Consider the following 19970-nt stretch of genomic DNA (forward strand, 5'->3'; position numbering starts at 1 on the left):
GAACTGGACTCGAACCAGTGACCTTCGGGTTATGAGTTCAAGTAAATGCCCAAAATCCCCTTTATTTTAACCAAATATTATTTAAAACGTGTACGTTTTTGGGTACTCTAGTTAGTAATTCAATGACAATTATAATAAATTCTCAATAATTATTCAGTGTAATTTTTTTTTAACCGTATATTTTTTTATTATTGCTTAATCGATAAAGCAAAATGGATTGCACTTTTGCATTTTTTTTAAAATTATTGCTTAATCGTTTAAATTATGGCTAAAAATAGAAAGCTCACAATTGGTGTCGATTTTGGAACCGATTCAGTAAGGACCCTACTTGTAGATGCACTAAATGGCGAAACTTTATCCGTTGGTTCAAGTAATTATGAATTATGGGCAAAGGGTAAGTATTGTAATCCAAACAAGAGTCAATTTCGACAACATCCTATTGATCATATAAATTCTTTAAAAAAATCAATGAGTGAATTGTTGAAAGATATTCCAGAATCAACGATTAATTCAGTTTATGGGTTATCCATTGCGTCTACAGGTTCCACTCCAGTCGCTGTTGATGTGAATGGTGTTCCCTTGGCCTTACTCGAAGATTTTAAGGATAATCCTAATGCCATGTTCATTTTGTGGAAGGACCATTCTGCAATTAAAGAGGCATTGGAGATTAATGAGCTGGCACATTCAGGGGATTTTAATGACTATACAAAATATGTAGGAGGAACTTATTCATCGGAATGGTTTTGGTCCAAAATATTACATGTTTTAAGAGTAGATGAAAAGGTCAGAAACGCTGCTTACTCTTGGGTGGAGCATAGTGACTGGATACCTGCATTACTAACAGGCAATGATGACCCATTAAAGATTAAAAGGAATGTATGCTCTGCGGGTCATAAGGCTATGTGGAATAAATCTTGGGGAGGTTTGCCCTCTGATGAGTTTTTATTAACCGTAGACCCATTACTACAAGGATTAAGAGAAAGACTTTATACGAAAACCTATACAGCCGATATGGAAGCTGGGTATATCACTGGTGAATGGGCCAAAGAATTAGGGCTACCCAAGCATACAAAAGTCGGTGTAGGAAGTCTTGATGCTCATATGGGTGCTGTAGGTGCCCAAATTAAGCCCAATTATCTTGTAAAGGTGATCGGTACTTCTACATGTGATATGCTGACTATTTCCAAGGTGGAAATTAAAAAAAAAGTAGTTGAAGGAATTTGCGGACAAGTGGATGGTTCCATTTTACCTGATATGATTGGCTTGGAAGCTGGTCAATCTGCATTTGGCGATATTTATGCCTGGTTAAAAAAGCTTCTTATGTGGAACTTGGAAGGTCCTAATTCATTTAGTAAACCAAGATCTAAGGAGTTATGGGAAGGGGCCATAAGTCAATACAATAAGACAATTTTGGAAGATTTAAGTAATGCTGCTAGTCAGTTAACTATATCAGATTCGGATATTGTCGCATTAGATTGGTTAAATGGCAGAAGAACACCAGATTCCAATCAATCCTTAAAAGGAGGAATTTTGGGATTAACCCTCGGTTCCGATCCACCTAAAATATTTAAAGCATTGGTAGAATCGACCTGTTTTGGTTCTCGGAAAATATTGGAAAGGTTTCTAGAGGAGTCAATAGAAATAAAGGGAGTAATAGCAGTAGGTGGAGTTGCTCAAAAATCCAATTTCGTTATGCAGACTCTGGCTGATATTCTGAACTACCCGGTAAGTGTAATGCGTTCTAATAATACATGCGCTCTGGGAGCAGCAATGTCAGCAGCTGTAGTTTCGGGTATATACCAAGATTACTATATGGCCCAAAAGGCTATGGGTAGGGGTATTAAAAAAACATTTCAGCCAAATAAGCAAAATGTAGAAGTATATAATAAACTCTACGAAAAATACTTGTCGTTCGCCGAATATGTAGAAAAGGATACTATCCAATAAAATTTAACCAAGATTAATAAAAGTTAATAAAGTAATATGAAAGAAATGCCAAAAGTTGGAATAAGACCGGTTATTGATGCTAGGTTAGGCGGTATTAGAGAATCCTTAGAAAAGTCTACGATGGATATGGCCCTAAGGGTTGCACAATTAGTATCTTCAAATGTAAAGTACTTTAATGGGGAGAATGTAGAATGTATCGTAGCTGATAATACAATTGGTCGAGTACCAGAAGCTCAAAAGTGCGAGGAAAAATTTTTAAAAGAAGGAGTGGGACTTTCTATAACTGTAACCCCATGTTGGTGCTATGGTACAGAAACAATAGATATGAACCCTACTAGGCCAAAAGCAATCTGGGGTTTCAACGGCACGGAACGTCCGGGAGCTGTTTATTTGGCAGCCGCGTTGGCGGGACATGCCCAAAAAGGACTTCCTGCATTTAGTATCTACGGAAGAGAAGTTCAAGAAAGGGATGATGAAACTATTCCTGATGATGTTAAGGAAAGTATTTTACAATTCGTTAGGTCAGGTATTGCAGTAGCAACTTTAAAAGGTAAATCCTATTTATCAATTGGATCTGTATCTATGGGCATAGCAGGTTCAATAGTTAATGAGGTTTTCTTTCAAAAGTACTTGGGCATGCGCAATGAGTATGTCGATATGAGTGAAATTAATAGGAGGCTTCAGAAAGGAATTTATGACAAACAAGAGTTCAAAAAAGCACTTGTTTGGACTAAAGAGAATTGCAAAGAGGGTGAAAATCGAAATCCTGAAAAACTTGTCAAGTCTAGAAAAAAGATGGATGAAGAATGGGAGACCGTGGTTAAAATGACCATAATCGCAAGAGATTTAATGATAGGTAATCCAAAATTAAAGGACATGGGATATGGAGAGGAGGCATTAGGTCATAATGCTTTAGCTGCTGGATTTCAAGGACAACGTCAATGGAATGATTATATGCCTAATGGTGATTTTTTAGAGGCAATACTCAATTCCTCATTTGATTGGAATGGTATTAGGAGTCCGTATATAATGGCCACTGAAAATGACAGTTTGAATGGGGTTTCTATGTTATTTGGATATTTATTGACAAACCAAGCTCAAATGTTTTCCGATGTGAGAACGTTTTGGAGTGCTTCATCTGTTGAAAGGGTAACGGGATACCAGCTACAAGGTAAATCATCAGATGGAATTATTCATTTAATTAATTCTGGATCGTCTACTCTAGATGGGACGGGACAACAAACTCAAAATGGCAAGCCCGTAATGAAACCCTATTGGGAAATAAAAGAAGAAGAGGTAAAAAAATGCCTTAATGCAACTGATTGGCCACCTGCCATGTATGAGTATTTTGGAGGTGGCGGTTATTCATCTCATTTTGTTACTAAAGGAGAAATGCCTGTAACCCTATGTAGGATTAATTTGGTGGACGGGTTGGGGCCGGTAATACAAATAGTTGAAGGTTGGACCGTAGAGTTGCCCGAAGATGTACATAAAATATTAGACAACAGGACAGATCCTACTTGGCCTACTACCTGGTTTGTTCCAAGATTAGATAAAGAAAAGGTTGCCTTCAAAGATGTTTATAGTGTTATGGCAAATTGGGGAGCGAATCACGCTGCATTTAGTTATGGTCATTACGGTAATGATATTATAACACTTTGTAGCATGTTAAGAATACCTGTGAATATGCACAATATACCCAATGAGAAAGTTTTTCGGCCCAAGGATTGGGCTTCCTTTGGTATGGATATTGAATCTTCCGATTTCAGGGCATGCAAAAATTATGGACCCTTGTACAAATAAGAATGGATTGTGGTATTAATTGTTACGTTGAAAAATGTTTTATTCGAATCTTCAGAAGACTCGCCAACAAATTTCTTGGGTATCTCTGAATATATTAGTACCATTGTTTTAGCTTAATTGTTAAAGCAAAATGAAAAAGAAGCCATCACTTAAGGATATTGCAAAGGAGGTAGGGGTATCGGTACCTTTAGTTTCTTATGTGTTGGGCGGGAAAGGGAAGGAGAATAGAGTATCAGATAAAACGGCAAAAAAAATTAGAGATACTGCGAAAGCCTTAAATTACAGGCCAAATTTAAATGCTAGAAGCCTAAAAACTAATAGAACCAAAACTATAGGTGTTATACTAGCGGATATATCGAACCCATTTTTTGCGAACTTGGCCAGAATTATTGAAGATGAAGCCTTTAGTTTAGGCTATACTGTGATTTTCGGGTCATCTGACGAGAATATAAGAAAGTTTGATAGAGTGCTTGAGCTTTTGTTAACTAGGCAAGTTGATGGATTAATAATAGCACCCCCGGAAGGTTCAAAAAACACTATATCTCAGCTAAAAAAACAAAATATTCCTTTTGTGCTTATTGATAGATATTTCCAGGATTTGGACTATAATTATATTGTTGCCGATAATTTCAATGCCTCTATGCTTGCCACAGAATATTTGATAAAAAAAGGGCATAAAAGAATTGCAACGATAGGTTACAATTCCTCATTGGCACATTATCAAGATAGGTATAATGGATATGTTGAAGGACTCAAAACTAATGGAATAGAGGAAGATGCAAATCTGGTAAAAAGGGTAAGTAATAATAAATTAAAGGCTGATATGCACGAAGCAATCACCCATTTAATAAATGTTAATAATGCGACGGCAATCTATTTTCAAACAAATACACTAGCAGAAGAAGGTTTAAGGCAATTAATAGGATTAGAAAAAGATATACTAGCGAAAATTGATGTAGTAGTTTTCGACCAGAACTCAACTTATCATTTTCTGCAAAATTTTGTTCCTTACATTGATCAACCTATAAAGAAAATGGGCTATTACGCACTTAAAACACTTATAGAACATATAAATAATCCTGATTTAAATACCTCGCAATTGAAATTACCTGCGCATCTGGAAGAGGAGGGTATGAGGAAAAATAATTGAAAAATATTAATTAATTTATCAATTAAATTAAATGTTGTCTTTTTTTTAAAAGACTTTTTTGTTAAAAAACCAATATTGGAAAGATTTTTTTTTGTTTTTACAATTTTATTAGTAATATTGCTTAATCGTTAAAGCAATCATTTATGTATCATGGTTTTCGTAATGATATATCATTGAATTATTTATTTAAGAGTCAGGATTATTTTTTATTTAACCAATAGCTTAATCGATTAAGCGACATAAACTTAATAACTAACTAATTAACAAATTGATTATGTATGGAAATCATTTAGAGAGTCAGCCAAAGTGGACAGGGTATAGAATCTTATTTTCTTTTGTGCTGTTCAGTATTTTGACCTTACCTTCTCTTTTCTCTCAAAGAAATATCAATGGTAAGGTCATAAGTGAAGATAGTCCTGCGGGATTACCGGGTGTAAATGTTACTATTAAAAATGAAAACACTGGCACCATGACTGATTTTGATGGTAACTACAGCGTCGAGGTAAATTCAAATAATGCTATTCTTGTATTCAGTTACATCGGTTTTAAAACAAAGGAAATCCCAGTCGGAGATGAGTTAGAAATCAACGTAACCCTTGTTGAAGATGTAAGTTCACTTGATGAAGTAGTAGTAATTGGTTATGGAACCCAAGTTAGAAGGGATGTAACTGGTTCTATAGCATCATTAAATGAAGATTCTTTCAGCGCCCAAGCCAATACCAATGTAGATCAGATGATTCAAGGCAAGGCCGCTGGTGTCCAAGTGGTTCAAAATAGTGGTGAACCTGGAGGTGGTATGTCAATCAACATTAGGGGTGTGGGATCCATAAATGCAGGAAGTGGTCCTCTTTATGTTATAGATGGTTTACCCATTAATAATGAGCCTTCGATTTCACAAACAGGTAACGAAACTGCACCTACAAGATCACCGAGAAATCCAATTGGCTTTTTGAATCCTGAAGATATAGCCTCTATTGACATTCTAAAGGATGCATCTGCAACCGCTATTTATGGGTCTCGAGGTGCAAATGGTGTAATAATGATTACCACCAAAAAAGGTAATTCAGGTGATTTGAGAATTGATTATAGCACCCATGTTGGTTTCAACAAAGTGCATAATCGATTAAATCTCTTGAATGCGGAACAGTATAGAGAAGGAATTAATTCACTTATCGATTTAGGAGCTGGAAGTGAAGCAGAGAGGGTCCCCGATGGACCAGGTGTCGATACGGATTGGCAAGATGTGGTATTTAGGGATCAAGCCATTTTACAAAAGCACAATGTTAGTTTTTCGTGGGGTAATGCCAACACTTCATATCTTGCAACCTTAAATAATACGAAAGAAGAAGGCTTAGTTAAAAATACTCAGTTCAATAGATTTAGCGGACGTTTCAACTTAAATCACAGAACTGAAAAATTTAATGTAGGTATTAACACTACAATAAGCTACATAAAAGACAATTTTGTTCCCAATGGATTTGATGTTAATTTAAGAGGGGGTGCGATAAATGCAGCAAAATTATATGACCCAACTTTACCTATTAGAGACAGCCAAGGTAATTTTGTGATTTCAGAATTCTTTGATATCGATAATCCCGAAGCCATTATCTTTGGAAATCATATAACAGGTAATAGATACAGAAGTTTAGGGTCTGCCTTTTTAGAGTATTTTTTACTACCTGAGTTTTCATTTAAGGTAAATGTAGGGGCTGACGTCAACAACGAGAATAAGTCGGTCTACAAGGATAGAACCACTATCATAGGTAATTCATTGGGAGGTGTTGCTTCTGCTTATTCCGCTACAGACTCAAATTATCTTATTGAGGGTACGGTAAATTATATCAAAGATTTTGGAGTTCATGATGTCAGCTTACTTTTAGGTATCACGACCCAACAGTTCCAACGAAGGTTCAGTTCACAAGATGCCAATAATTTTACAACGGATGCTACCCTTGCTGATAACTTCGGTCTTGCTGACAGATCTACTTTAATCAATAATAGCAGTAAAGCTTCCAATAGTTTACTCTCTTATCTTGGAAGGATAAATTATAAGCTATTGGATAAATATCTTCTTACCGCAAGTTATAGAATTGATGGTTCTAGCCGATTTGGGGAGGGTAACCGTTTTGGCTTTTTTCCTTCTGTTTCAGCCGGTTGGCTGTTGGACCAAGAAGAGTTTTTCAAAAATGATATTGTTAACACACTTAAACTTAGAGCGAGTTGGGGCTTGACAGGAAATCAGGAAATAGGAAACAATCAAGCAATTTCCACTTTTAATACTGGAAACCAAACAAGTTATGTGTTAAATGACAATTTTGTTACCAGCCTTAATCCAAGTAGAATTGCCAATCCCAATCTTCAATGGGAAACAACCGAGCAGATTGATTTAGGTATTGATTTTGGTTTTTTTAATGATAGAATTTCGGGTTCATTCGCATGGTATAATAAGAAAACTACAGACATGCTTCTTAGCCTACCTGTTCCAACTTCCAGTGGATTCAGTAGTCAACTGGTAAATATTGGTAGTATGAAAAATACGGGTATTGAAATTGGTCTGAATACCTATAACATCTCAGGGAAAAATTTTTCATGGAACTCCAACCTAAACTTAGCCACATTGCAAAATGAGGTGATCGATTTAGGTGGAATTCCTGAAATTCTATCGGGAAGTTTCGGCGCCGCCGCAACTGAAGTTGGAATTATAAGACCCGGGGATCCTTTACGTTCTTTTTATGGTTTCGATGTTATTGGTGTTTGGCAGGAAGGAGATGATTTTACTCAAATTTCTAATAATGTTAGTCCTGGCGATTTTAAGTTTAGGGATGTCAATGGTGATGGGACCATAGATGGGAACGATAGAGTCATACTTGGAAATTCTTTTCCAGATTTGACTTGGGGGTTCACAAATACTTTTGATCTTGGAAATTGGAACCTAAACGTTTTGTTTATGGGTGTGGAAGGAGTAGAAATGATAAACGGTAACCTTTTAGAACAATATTATCCAAGGTCAGGAATAAGAGTAAATAGATTTGCCGAGCCATTTTTAAATAGATGGACGCCAGAAAATCCTACCAATCAACAACCATCATATTTGGGGATAAGTCAACAGGGACAAGGAGTCAATTCCAAAACGGTAGTGGATGCATCATACGTAAAACTGCAATCAATCAGATTGGGGTATATGTTTCCATCAGATTGGATAAAAAATTCATTCAAGTCCTTTGAGATTTATGCTACTGGCTTGAACCTTGCTACTTTTTCATCCTATGATGGCTTTGATCCTGCTTTAAATCCTAATGGCACAGCCAATTTTAGAATTGATTGGAACGGGTACCCATCTGCCACATCCTTTTTACTTGGTTTTAATATAGGGTTTTAAAATAAAATTAATTAACTAATAGTGATATTATGAAATCTATACAAATTATAATTTTAGTATTTATCACGGTCGCACTGTTTGTTCGTTGTGAATCAACTATCGAACCAGAAATTTTTTCTGAAACCGCACCGGAAAATTTATTTGAATCATTACAAGGTGTTGAAGCAATTCTAAATGGGGCCTACGCAAATTTTGCAGAGGTCGGAGGTAATGATGCTGCGCAGCAATTATCTGTAGAGGAGATAATGACTGACGGTGGTTTTACCACTGAAGGTGCTATCGCCAATTGGGCAACTAATTTTCAAGACTTCGTGTTAGATGGCGTGGGAAGTAGATTATATCCCGTTTTTTGGAATCAGCCTTACCAAGCTATCAGAAATTCAAACATACTTCTTGAAAATTTAGAGGCAGCGAATATAGATGATGCCTCAAAAATATTAATTACCGCTGAGGCTCGATTTATTAGAGCGGCCAGCTACTATAAATTATATATGCGTTTTGGCCCAACGCCTTTACGAACCAGTACCACACAAGAATTAGAGATACCTAGGGCGTCTGAAGAGGAAATTTTAAATTTCATAGAAACAGAATTATCCCAAGCAATGCTAAACTTACCTAATCCAGGTACTGAGAAGCAATGGGGTAGAGCACATAAAGGAGCAGCTATGGGAGTTCTCACTAAATTTTATTTAAATACCAAACAATGGGAAAAGTGTGCAACTATGGCTCAAAATGTTATCAGTATGGGCTATTACGAATTATTTCCTGAATATTTTGAACTTTTTCAGGTGAAGAGTGAGCGCAATAGAGAATTGTTATGGGTTAGGACGGCTAAGGCTGATTTAGGACGAGAGGCTAACATAAGTTTTATGAATTTCGCATGGCCACAAAGTTTTGCTAGAGATCCTAATACAGGTCTAGAGTTCTGTGATGGATGTAGAAATTTTGCCACTATGCTTAGAATTAGGGATGACTTCTGGCTTTCTTTCGACTCAAACGACAAAAGAACTTCTCTAATATTAAAAGAATATATAAATACTTCTGGGGAGCTTATTAATCTTCTGCCGCCAAATGATAACGTACGTCCTTTTAAATACTGGCCAGCAGATGACTTTGCAGGTCCAGCTTATGGTAATGATATTCCCGATATAAGATATGCTGACATTCTTTTATCAAGAGCAGAAGCACTAAATGAACTCGACGGGCCCAACCAAGAATCCATAGATTTGATCAATCAGGTTCGAAATAGGGCAGGATTGCCAAATTTGGTTTTGTCAGATTTTGGAAGCAAAGATGAATTGAACGACCATATCTTAAAGGAAAGGGGATGGGAATTCTGGTGGGAAGGTAAAAGAAGGCATGATTTGATACGCCATGATAAATTTATAAGCCAAGCTATTGCTCGGGGTATTCCTGCACAGGATCATATGGTCAGATATCCAATTCCACAATTCGCACTTGATGCTAACCCATTACTTAAACAAAATGAAGGATATTAAATTTCTCGATGTACCGTCTAAGATAAATCTTTTGTTTTTTTGTTTCCTTAGTACTTATCTTTTTGCCAAGGATAAAAATGAGGGTGTTCTTGGAGAACCTATTAAACCGAATATACTTCTGATTTATGTAGATGACTTAGGTTATGGAGATTTACCCAATTATCCTGGAGCTTTAGGTAATTCGATTGCTGAAACTCCTAACATAGATTTATTAATTAACTCTGGGATGAGCTTCACCAATGCTTACTCATCGGCTCCTTTGTGTTCTCCTGCAAGAGCTGCACTTTTGACTGGAAAATCACCTGCGCGATTAGGTTTTGAATTTGTTACAAAGCATAAAAAAGATTCGTTGGGTTGGGATAATCAAAAATGGATTTCGATGTTCCAAAACAAAAAGCTTATACCACCTCCAATTACCCTTAACCTACCTTTAGAAGAAATAACGATAGCCGAAGGTCTTAAAAAGGCAGGATATGAAACCGGTATAGTTGGTAAATGGCATGTTGCAGCCCATCATAAAGTTTATAAAGGTTGGAGTCCCACCCATGGACCATCCCAACAAGGGTTTGATACAGCAAAGGAAACCTTTGGGTCTCATCCATACAGTGGGATAAAAAATTCCCCTCAATTGCAAATAGGAGAATATCCAGAAGATTCTCTCACGAATGAAGCTATTAAGTTCATAGAGAAAAATCATAATTCTCCTTTTTTTCTAATGGTAAGTCATTATTTTGTTCACACGCCTCACTTACTCGGTTTGCAATGGATAGAAGAAAAATATAAAAAAAAGGCAAGCAACAATATTAGTAAAGAAGAGTTGCGATATACCGCCAATATTGAACTATTAGATTATTATGTTGGTCAAGTGTTAAAGGCCCTTGATAAATCTGGCCTTAGAGAAAAAACATTGGTGATTTTTACATCAGATAATGGTGGGCATCCAGCTTTTGCTCATCATGCCCCTTTTAGAGGTAGTAAATGGAACTTATATGAAGCAGGAATTAGGATACCGATGGTAATTTCCTGGCCTGGTGTTGTCGAGCCTGATTGCATTGAAAACACCCCTGTTATACAAACTGATTTTTTCCCAACGCTTATGGAAATAGCAGGAACCAATAAATTGGAAACAGTTGAACTTGATGGGCAATCCATTTTCTCACTATTAAAGGGGAAAGGGATTGTGAGAGAAAAAACATTGTTTTGGCATTTTCCTTATTATCATCCCGAAGGTGAGGCATATAATAAAGCAAAAGATGATATTGGTTTGGAGGATGGCGAAATTAGTCAGACACGTCCGCACGCAGCATTACGTAAAAATTCTTTGAAGCTAATTTTGTTTTTTGATACTGATAGTATCGAACTATATGACCTTAAGAATGACCTAGGAGAATCTCATAATCTTGCAGCTACACGTCCGTGGGATGCCGAACTTATGAAAAAGGAATTGCTTCAGCGTTTATATAATTCTAACGCTAGATTTCCTAGAATCAATCCTCAATAAACAACTAAATACAATGGTACAAATAGTGAATTCTGCATTTAAATTCGATTTAAGACGTAAACTATATCAATATGAATAAGATTATAATTTTCAATTCATTATTTATCCTAATTACTTTGTGCTCTTGCTCTAATTCAAAGACTTCTAGATTGGAAAGGAACGTAGATTCAAAAGAATTTACAATCGTTAAATACAATAACAACGAAATATCAGTTGAATTGGGAGTTGGATTATGGGCATGGCCTCTGCCAATGGATTTTGACAATGATGGAGATATGGACATGATTGTTTCTTGTCCAGATACCCCATTTAATGGTACTTATTTCTTTGAAAACACTTCAGGTCCCAAAGTGAAAATGCCAATTTTTGAAGAACCCATAAAAATTGGGGAAGGTATGAAGAACCTTCAAGTATTTTCAGACGGAAGTCAAACTAGAGTTCTAGGTAGAGGTGTTGAATATTTGAATTTTAAAAAGGATATTTTTTCTAACTCAAAAAATCTACCATTTAAAGAAGAAATAGAAAAAAATCACTCTAAAATAAGGTTTAGTCAATGGAAATATGTGGATTATGAAAATGATGGTGATTTAGATATCATAGTAGGTATTGATGATTGGACTGATTATGGTTGGGACAATGCTTTTAATGAAGAAGGCGAGTGGATAAATGGTCCTCTACATGGATACATTTATCTTTTGGAAAATGAAAATGGTGGATACATAAATAGAGGAACAATTAATGTAGGAAATGAACCAATAGATGTTTATGGGGCGCCATCTCCCAATTTTGCCGATTTTGATGGTGACGGAGATTTAGATATTATTTGCGGTGAATTTTTGGATCGTTTTAATTGGTTTGAAAATATAGGGACAAGAGAGAAACCTATATATTCTGAAGGACGTTTTCTTGAAAATAAGAATGGCACCATTACCATGGATTTAGAAATGATTATACCTTCTTCCTTAGACTGGGACAAGGATGGGGACATTGACCTTATAGTTGGAGATGAAGATGGTAGAGTGGCATTTGTAGAGAATACCGGTTTAGTGGAAAATAGTATGCCCGTATTCAATTCTCCCAAATACTTTTATCAAAAGGCCGATAATTTAAAATTCGGAGCTTTATCTACTCCTTATAGTGTAGATTGGGATGAAGACGGTGATGAGGATTTAATAGTTGGTAATTCTGCAGGATATATTGCATTCATAGAAAACTTAGGTGGAGATAGTTTGCCAAAATGGGATTCTCCAAAGAAGTTAACTGCTGAGGGAGAGGAAATTCGATATTTAGCAGGAGAAAATGGTTCTATACAGGGGCCTGCGGAAAGGAAATGGGGTTATACTACATTATCCGTTAATGACTGGGACGGTGATGGTTTAAAGGATATCATTGTAAATTCCATATGGGGTAAGATTATGTGGCACCGAAATATTGGTTCAAAGGGTAGCCCTGAATTGCAAGCAGCGATTCCTATCAAGGTGGGTTGGGGTTCAGATTCTATACCTAAGCCTGAATGGAATTGGTGGAGTCCAGAAAGGAATGAGTTGGCCACACAATGGAGAACCACTCCTGTAACGATTGATTGGAATAAGGATGGACTGATGGACTTGGTAATGCTAGATCACGAGGGATATCTATCTTTTTATGAACGGTACAATGATAATGGGGAACTTTACTTAAAACCTGGACAGAGGATTTTTTATGGAAAGGGAGAATCTGAGTTTGACAACAAGAACAAACCGACAGCAAAAATTGATGGACCACTAAGATTGAACAACGGGAAATATGGAGCAAGTGGAAGGCGTAAAATCTGTTTTGTAGATTGGGACATGGACGGTGATTTGGATTTAATAGTTAACGGAAAAAATGCTTCTTGGTTCGAAAATGTTCTTGAGGAAGGTGATAAGGTAAATTTTGTTTATAAGGGTGATTTGTCAGAAAAGAAAATAGCGGGCCATACAACTTCACCAACAGTCGTGGACTGGAATGGTGATAAAATCCCTGATATTTTGCTTGGAGCGGAAGATGGTCATTTTTATTTGTTTACCAACCCATTAAGTCAAAAAAATAATTAGACAAGTTTTTTTGAAGTCATTTTAATAGGACCGTGTACTTATGATTAAAATTATATCATTTAAAGTTTTTGGGTTATACATAAAAAGTAACACAGTCATCTTAAACTTTGTTTTTGGACTCCTGGCTCTGTTTAAATTTTTTGATTTGGAAGCTCAAATCGAAAGGCCAAACATAGTTTTTATTTATACTGATGATCAAGCATCTTGGACGTTGAACAGATCGGGTAATAGTAATAGTTATACACCAAATATCGATAGGTTAGCTAACGAGGGAGCCTATTTTGAAAATGCATTTGTATCAACCCCTGTCTGTAGTCCAGCTAGGGCCAGTATTATGACAAGCAAATATGGAAGCGAACTAGGAATTTTGGATTTTATACCACAGCCTGGCCATAAATTGTATAATGAGAAGAATAAAATAGGTCTTTCGCCCGGCACTACGACCTTTGCTGAAGTAATTCAAAAGTCAGGTTATAAAACTGGTCTCATTGGTAAATGGCATTTGGGCGATTGGACTGAAACTAAGAGTAAGGAATTTCATCCTACAAATCACGGGTTTGATTTTTTTATGGGTTTGACCGGTGGTGGTACAACTTCTGAATCTCCAAAATTGGAAAAGAACGGGGTAGTAAAAACCTTTGAAGGGTATACAACTGACATTTTAACCAATGAAGCTATTGATTTTGTAAGAAGAAATCAAAGAGAACCATTTTTACTTTGCTTAAACTATAGGGCACCACATAGCCCATGGTTACCTGTAGCACCGGAGGATTGGGAGCCATATTCGGATAAGCCAATTGAAGTTCCTAATCCAAATTATCCTGACTTAGATCTTCCTAAGGTCCAAAAAAAAATGAAGGAGTATCTGGCAAGTGTTACGGGTGTAGACAGAAATGTAGGTAGACTTTTGGAGATTTTAGAAACTCTGAACTTAGATAAAAATACAATTGTAATTTTTTCTTCAGACCATGGTTACAATATGGGGCATAATGGAATAGAACACAAGGGTAATGGCTATTGGATTACTAAAACCTTACCCAATGGTACACCGGATATACCCAGTAAATACAGACCTAACTTATTTGATAATTCATTAAAAGTTCCAGCTATTGTCAAATGGCCAGGAAAAGTTCAACCAGGTACAATTATTTATGATAATATCTCTAGCCTTGATTGGTTTCCAACAATTATAGAAATGGCAGGAATCAAAGTGCCAGATAATTTGACAATTCGTGGTAAAAGTTTAACCCCATTATTGACCTCGGAACCGAACATTGATTGGAATAACGATATATATGCAGAATATAGCATGATGAATTATGCAAAAGCAGATTTAAGGTCCTATAGGACTAAAGAATGGAAGCTTGTAAAGGATTTTAACGACCCTTCAAGAGATGAGTTGTATCATGTTTCACTAGATCCTGAAGAAAATATTAATCTGATTAATGTTCAAAATGAAGAAGAAATTTATGCCATAAAGGAATTAAGTGGTTTAATATTAGAAAAAATGAAAGAATTGAACGATTCTTTGCTTGAGAAATACTAATCAAGGTTGTATTAGCAGTTTTATGAAAATCTTGTAAATATGAAAATAAGTACCATTGGATTGAGGGATAATGTTTTTTTATTAAGGTCTTTATTATTTATTACGGTTATACTATTTATAAAGCCTAATATTTTTGGACAGGATTCCCATGAAAATATACAAGAGGGAAATGTGAATAATGTTCTTTTTATTATGGTTGATGACTTATTTAACAATTTTAATGTTTATGACCTAAGAACTCCAAATATAAATAAGTTAATAAATCGAGGTATGCTCTTTGATAGAGCTTATGCCCAAGCTCCACTCTGTAACCCTTCTAGATCTTCCATTCTTACAGGAAAGCGTCCCAATAATTTAAGAATTTGGAGCAATGCTCCACATTTTCGAGGAATACACCCACGAATAAAGACATTACCTGAAGTTTTTAAAGATCAAGGCTATACTGCCATTGGAATTGGCAAAATTTTCCATAATTGGGGCCAGGCCTTGATGGGAGACCCAAAATCTTGGTCGCGTCCTGAAATGTATCATTGGGCGGCACATAGCCAAGATTGGTATATACCGGGAAGGCCATTCGAAATACATGGAGATATACCTAAGGGAGCAGCCGTACAAATGGAGGATGTACCAGACGAAGCCTATTTAGATGGTAGAATAGCAAATGAAGCTATTAACACCCTGCGTAATTTACGTGAAACTCCTTTTTTTTTAGCAGTTGGTTTTTGGAAACCTCATTTACCATATAATGCTCCAAAAAAATACTGGGATTATTATGATCGGTCAAAATTACCTAGTCTTTCATATACTGATGAAATAAATTCTATATCGGATTGGAATTATATAGACTCTAATGAGGCAAGGTCATATTCCGATGTGCCCAAAAATGGACCTATTTCGGACAACAAAAAGTTGGAGTTAAGACATGGGTACTATGCTGCTATAAGTTTTTTGGATGCTCAGATTGGAAAGATAATAGATGAGCTTGAAAATTTGGACCTGATGGACAAAACTACGATTGTTTTTTTGTCGGATCATGGATATCATGCAGGTGAGCATGGCCAGTTTGGCAAATGGACAAATTTTGAAATAGGAACACGCGTACCTTTGGTAGTATACAGTCCTAATTTGACAAAACCAGGATCCAAATCATCTTCAATCGTAGAGTTGATTGATTTATTTCCAACATTGGTCGAGATAGCCGATATAGATATTGAGAATCTTTCGCAAAAACTCGATGGTAATTCCCTATTACCCATATTTGAAAATCCTAAAAGGGAAATTAAGAAAATTGCTGTATCACAAATTCCTAGACCTCTTGGATCAGAAGCAAATTTTTCAATCATTGGTTCATCAATTAGGGATAAAGACTATAGGTACGTTCAATGGAAGTCCGTTAATAATGATAGTATAATCGCAGAAGAACTTTATAATCTTAAGCAGAACCTATTTAAGGTTGATAACATTATTAGTGACAAGCGAGAACAAAGGATAGTGCAGGGATTAAAGAGAAGCTTGAATGAAACACTTAAGGTAGAGTAAAATGGTAATAATGTATTTACTTCATTACAGAACGAAAAATGGACAGGGTCATCTAAATGGAATGACCAACATTTATAGCTTATTGTTAGTTTTAATATTTTCAATTAGTATAATCAATGGTCAGGAAAAACCTAATGTTATCCTGATTCTTGCTGATGATATGGCATTAGGGGATTTGGGGAATTTAAACGGTCGGTTGAACAAAACTCCACACTTGGACCAATTAATGGATTCTGGAATGTTTTTCTCAAGTGCCTATTCGGCATCAGCCGTTTGTACTCCAGCGAGGGCAGCCCTATTAACAGGTAAGTATCCACATAAAACCGGTGCTGTAACTTTAAACATGGAACGTTTCCCTGAACTATCAAGGGTTAAATTGAATGAAAGGACCATTGGGGATTTGTTTCGAGAACAAGGTTATTCTACAGGATTAATTGGTAAATGGCATATAGGAGACGGTGAAGAATATCATCCATTAAGAAGGGGATTTCAAGAGTTTGTTGGATTCAAAGGCTACGATGTTCCAAAGGATTACTATAACTATCGACTAGATTTTCAAGGTATTTACAGGGAGATTACAAATGAGTATTTAACAGATGTACTTACTGAAAATGCTATTGAATTTGTAGAGGAGCATCAAAATGAACCCTTTTTTTTACATCTAGCTTATTACACGCCTCATCGACCTTTAAGTGCACCCCAGGATTTAATAGATTTCTACTTGTCCAAGGGTTTTGATTTAAATACTGCAACAATATATGCAATGATCGAGGTAATGGATAAAGGAATCGGAAAGTTAATGCAAACGTTGAAACAAAAAAGTCTTTTGAAAAATACGATAATCGTATTTGCAAGTGACAATGGACCAGATCCTCTTGTAGGAGAACGTTATAATCTGAATCAAAGAGGAACCAAATATACAATTAATGAGGGAGGAATACATGTGCCATTAATTTTCTATTGGGAGGGGAAAATAAAGCCAAGTATCCAAGAGCAGATAGTTCATTTTACGGATATCCTACCGACCTTACTCGATTTGTGTAATTTAACAATATCAGATTCAATATCTTTTGATGGAGGAAGTATCGGGCCTCTTTTATTGGGTAGTTCACTCAACTTAGAACTTCCCCGATACAGATATTGGCAATGGAATAGGGGTATTCCTTATTATAGCCATAATGCAGCTATTAGAGATGGAGATTGGAAATTAGTCTTTCCTTATGTCTCCCGAGAAATGATTCATTCAGAGTCTGATTCCCTACCAATGCTTTATAACATTAAAGATGATCCATACGAAAAGAAAAATCTTTCAAATATGGAAAAGACAAGATATAATACTATGTGGACAGAATTAAATCAGTGGGGTAGAGAAGTAGAGAGGCATCGTCTAACCAATTAATAAAATATTATTGAAAAGAATGAAATATTCGATATTCTTATTAATGGTCTTTACTATGGTATGTTCTTGCCAAGAAAGTTCAAAGGAGCAAAAAAGAATGGATAAACAGAGTAAGGATAAAACCAATGATACTCTTTATTCAAAAAGTTTTTTAATTCCTCCGATTTCTGAGCAAGGTGAGGGGGCTTACCTAAAAGGTGAATTACTTTACTCCTTAAATGATAAACCTACACCTGAATGTCATGCATCTACTATTGTGGAAACTCCAACAGGTTTACTGTGTGCTTTCTTTGCAGGCACCCACGAGAAAAATCCAGATGTTGGTATTAGGATATCAAGATTGGTCGATGGAAACTGGACAAGGCCAATAGAAGTTGCAAATGGTATTCAGAATGACACACTTCGTTACCCTACTTGGAACCCAGTATTGTTTCAACCAGAGAACGGACCCCTTATGTTGTTTTATAAAATAGGTCCGGATCCCAGGACATGGTGGGGTATGCTTATGACTTCGAATGATGAAGGTAAATCATGGTCAAAACCATCAAAATTAGGGAAAAACGATAAAATTGGTGATTTACTTGGCCCTATAAAAAACAAACCTATTCAACTAGCAGATGGAACAATTATATGCCCTTCAAGTACGGAATTTGAATCAGGTGATGGAGATGATAAGTGGATGGTACACTTTGAAATGACCAAGGATTTAGGAAAAACATGGGAAGTAGTAGGCCCAATCAATGATGGGAATGAATTTGATGCAATTCAACCAAGTATTCTAACGTATCCAGATAAAAAAATGCAAGTGCTTTGCAGAACTAGGCAGGATGTTATTGCGGAAAGCTGGTCAGAGGATAATGGTAAGACCTGGAGCGAAATGAAAGCTACAAGCCTTCCTAATCCAAATTCAGGAACAGATGCGGTTACTTTAAAGGATGGCAGACAATTATTGGTCTATAATCATACAACCAAAAAGGGTGCGGAACCAAATAACAGGAATATGTTAAATCTGGCAATATCTGAAGATGGGCATAATTGGAAACCCGTAATGACTCTTGAAACAAAACCTGCCAAAGCAGGCTATTCCTATCCGGCAATTATTCAAACCTCTGATGGTTTTGTTCATATTACTTACACCTATCTAAGACAATCAATTAAACATGTGGTCATAGACCCGACTAAAATTTAATCGTAAAACACTATAATGGCAGAAAAATTTAAGGGCATAATCCCTCCGATGATTACCCCAATTTTATCCAATTCTAAATTGGACTATGATGGAGTCGGTAAAATTGTAAATCACCTTATAGAAGGAGGAGTCAACGGAATTTTTATTCTTGGAACAACAGGGGAATCAATTAGCCTTAGTTATGAGTCAAGAAGAAATCTAATCAAAGAAACTGCGACTCGGATAGAAGGCAGGGTGCCATTATTGGTAGGAATCACAGACACATCAATAGAAGAAAGTCTAAATCTGGCATCATTAGCATACGAATCAGGTGCGGAGGCAGTTGTGGCCACTCCTCCTTTTTATTTCCACCTTGGGCAAGAAGAATTGTTTGAATATTATTGGGATTTGGCAAATCAAACTAAGTTGCCATTATTTTTATACAATATGCCCTCCATGACTAAAATTTCCATGTCAGTGGAGACAGCTGTCAGATTATCGCAACATCCAAACATAATTGGTCTCAAGGATAGTTCGGCAAACACGGTTTATTTTCAGGCTTTAAAATATTCGATAAAAAGAAAAGATTTTTCCTTGTTTGTTGGTCCCGAGGAAATAATGGCTGAGACTGTTTTAATGGGTGGTAGCGGTGGCGTTACTGGAGGGGCAAATCTTTTCCCAAAGCTTTATGTTAAAATGTACGAAGCGGCTTTAGCACATGACTTTGATAGAATTAAGATTTTTCAAAAACAGATTTTGGAAATAGCTACTTTATTATACACAGTAGGTAAGTATAACTCTAGTTACTTAAAGGGTGTAAAGGGTGCTGCCTCGCTATTGGGTTTATGTGAAAATCAAATGGCCTCTCCTCTTAAACCTTTTTTGCCAAAGGAAATGGAAAAGATTTCAACTAATCTTGAGGGTATAATGGCCAATTTAAATAAGCTTCCACTCTAGGCGTAGA

General features: G+C 36.2%; 12 protein-coding genes. All 12 read left to right on the forward strand.

Annotated elements, in window-relative coordinates; translation table 11 throughout:
* The first annotated feature begins 264 nt into the window (after positions 1–264).
* Positions 265–1947 (forward strand): ribulokinase, encoded by a 1683-nt coding sequence (locus F0361_RS09980; protein WP_138257240.1) that lies wholly within the window; start codon positions 265–267, stop codon positions 1945–1947.
* 36 nt (positions 1948–1983) lie between these two features.
* Complete coding sequence (locus tag F0361_RS09985) at positions 1984–3750, forward strand: L-fucose isomerase (protein WP_154918398.1); 1767 nt, start codon at positions 1984–1986, stop codon at positions 3748–3750.
* A gap of 130 nt (positions 3751–3880) precedes the next feature.
* Positions 3881–4900 (forward strand): LacI family DNA-binding transcriptional regulator, encoded by a 1020-nt coding sequence (locus F0361_RS09990; protein ID WP_138257242.1) that lies wholly within the window; start codon positions 3881–3883, stop codon positions 4898–4900.
* Between the two features lie 274 nt (positions 4901–5174).
* Complete coding sequence (locus tag F0361_RS09995; RefSeq protein WP_138257243.1) at positions 5175–8279, forward strand: SusC/RagA family TonB-linked outer membrane protein; 3105 nt, start codon at positions 5175–5177, stop codon at positions 8277–8279.
* 29 nt (positions 8280–8308) lie between these two features.
* On the forward strand, positions 8309–9778 hold the full coding sequence (locus F0361_RS10000) for a RagB/SusD family nutrient uptake outer membrane protein (RefSeq protein ID WP_138257244.1): 1470 nt from the start codon (positions 8309–8311) through the stop codon (positions 9776–9778).
* Positions 9765–11279, forward strand: coding sequence for a sulfatase (locus F0361_RS10005; protein WP_161595314.1), 1515 nt, complete (start codon positions 9765–9767; stop codon positions 11277–11279). Before F0361_RS10000 ends, F0361_RS10005 begins: the two co-directional genes overlap by 14 nt.
* A gap of 71 nt (positions 11280–11350) precedes the next feature.
* Positions 11351–13354 carry an FG-GAP repeat domain-containing protein gene (locus tag F0361_RS10010; protein ID WP_154918399.1) on the forward strand — a complete coding sequence of 668 codons (2004 nt, stop codon included), beginning with the start codon at positions 11351–11353 and terminating at the stop codon, positions 13352–13354.
* Between the two features lie 40 nt (positions 13355–13394).
* Positions 13395–14900: a sulfatase family protein gene (locus tag F0361_RS10015; RefSeq protein ID WP_154918400.1), complete on the forward strand. Its 1506-nt coding sequence runs from the start codon at positions 13395–13397 to the stop codon at positions 14898–14900.
* A 39-nt stretch (positions 14901–14939) separates the two neighbouring features.
* Entirely contained in the window at positions 14940–16439 is a 1500-nt protein-coding gene (locus F0361_RS10020) for a sulfatase (protein ID WP_154918401.1), read from the forward strand.
* Between the two features lie 61 nt (positions 16440–16500).
* Entirely contained in the window at positions 16501–17838 is a 1338-nt protein-coding gene (locus F0361_RS10025) for a sulfatase-like hydrolase/transferase (RefSeq protein ID WP_161598225.1), read from the forward strand.
* A gap of 97 nt (positions 17839–17935) precedes the next feature.
* Positions 17936–19027: a sialidase family protein gene (locus tag F0361_RS10030; RefSeq protein ID WP_154918554.1), complete on the forward strand. Its 1092-nt coding sequence runs from the start codon at positions 17936–17938 to the stop codon at positions 19025–19027.
* Between the two features lie 15 nt (positions 19028–19042).
* On the forward strand, positions 19043–19963 hold the full coding sequence (locus F0361_RS10035; protein ID WP_154918403.1) for a dihydrodipicolinate synthase family protein: 921 nt from the start codon (positions 19043–19045) through the stop codon (positions 19961–19963).
* Positions 19964–19970: the final 7 nt, after the last annotated feature.

Origin of the sequence: Maribacter flavus, from assembly GCF_008386635.1 — a bacterium.
Lineage (GTDB): Bacteria > Bacteroidota > Bacteroidia > Flavobacteriales > Flavobacteriaceae > Maribacter > Maribacter flavus.

Bases quoted from the DNA above. Each gene is read 5' to 3' on its own strand.
- F0361_RS09980 (WP_138257240.1), top strand. From the start codon at position 265: ATGGCTAAAAATAGAAAGCTCACAATTGGTGTCGATTTTGGAACCGAT.
- F0361_RS09985 (WP_154918398.1), top strand. From the start codon at position 1,984: ATGAAAGAAATGCCAAAAGTTGGAATAAGACCGGTTATTGATGCTAGG.
- F0361_RS09990 (WP_138257242.1), top strand. From the start codon at position 3,881: ATGAAAAAGAAGCCATCACTTAAGGATATTGCAAAGGAGGTAGGGGTA.
- F0361_RS09995 (WP_138257243.1), top strand. From the start codon at position 5,175: ATGTATGGAAATCATTTAGAGAGTCAGCCAAAGTGGACAGGGTATAGA.
- F0361_RS10000 (WP_138257244.1), top strand. From the start codon at position 8,309: ATGAAATCTATACAAATTATAATTTTAGTATTTATCACGGTCGCACTG.
- F0361_RS10005 (WP_161595314.1), top strand. From the start codon at position 9,765: ATGAAGGATATTAAATTTCTCGATGTACCGTCTAAGATAAATCTTTTG.
- F0361_RS10010 (WP_154918399.1), top strand. From the start codon at position 11,351: ATGAATAAGATTATAATTTTCAATTCATTATTTATCCTAATTACTTTG.
- F0361_RS10015 (WP_154918400.1), top strand. From the start codon at position 13,395: ATGATTAAAATTATATCATTTAAAGTTTTTGGGTTATACATAAAAAGT.
- F0361_RS10020 (WP_154918401.1), top strand. From the start codon at position 14,940: ATGAAAATAAGTACCATTGGATTGAGGGATAATGTTTTTTTATTAAGG.
- F0361_RS10025 (WP_161598225.1), top strand. From the start codon at position 16,501: ATGACCAACATTTATAGCTTATTGTTAGTTTTAATATTTTCAATTAGT.
- F0361_RS10030 (WP_154918554.1), top strand. From the start codon at position 17,936: ATGGATAAACAGAGTAAGGATAAAACCAATGATACTCTTTATTCAAAA.
- F0361_RS10035 (WP_154918403.1), top strand. From the start codon at position 19,043: ATGGCAGAAAAATTTAAGGGCATAATCCCTCCGATGATTACCCCAATT.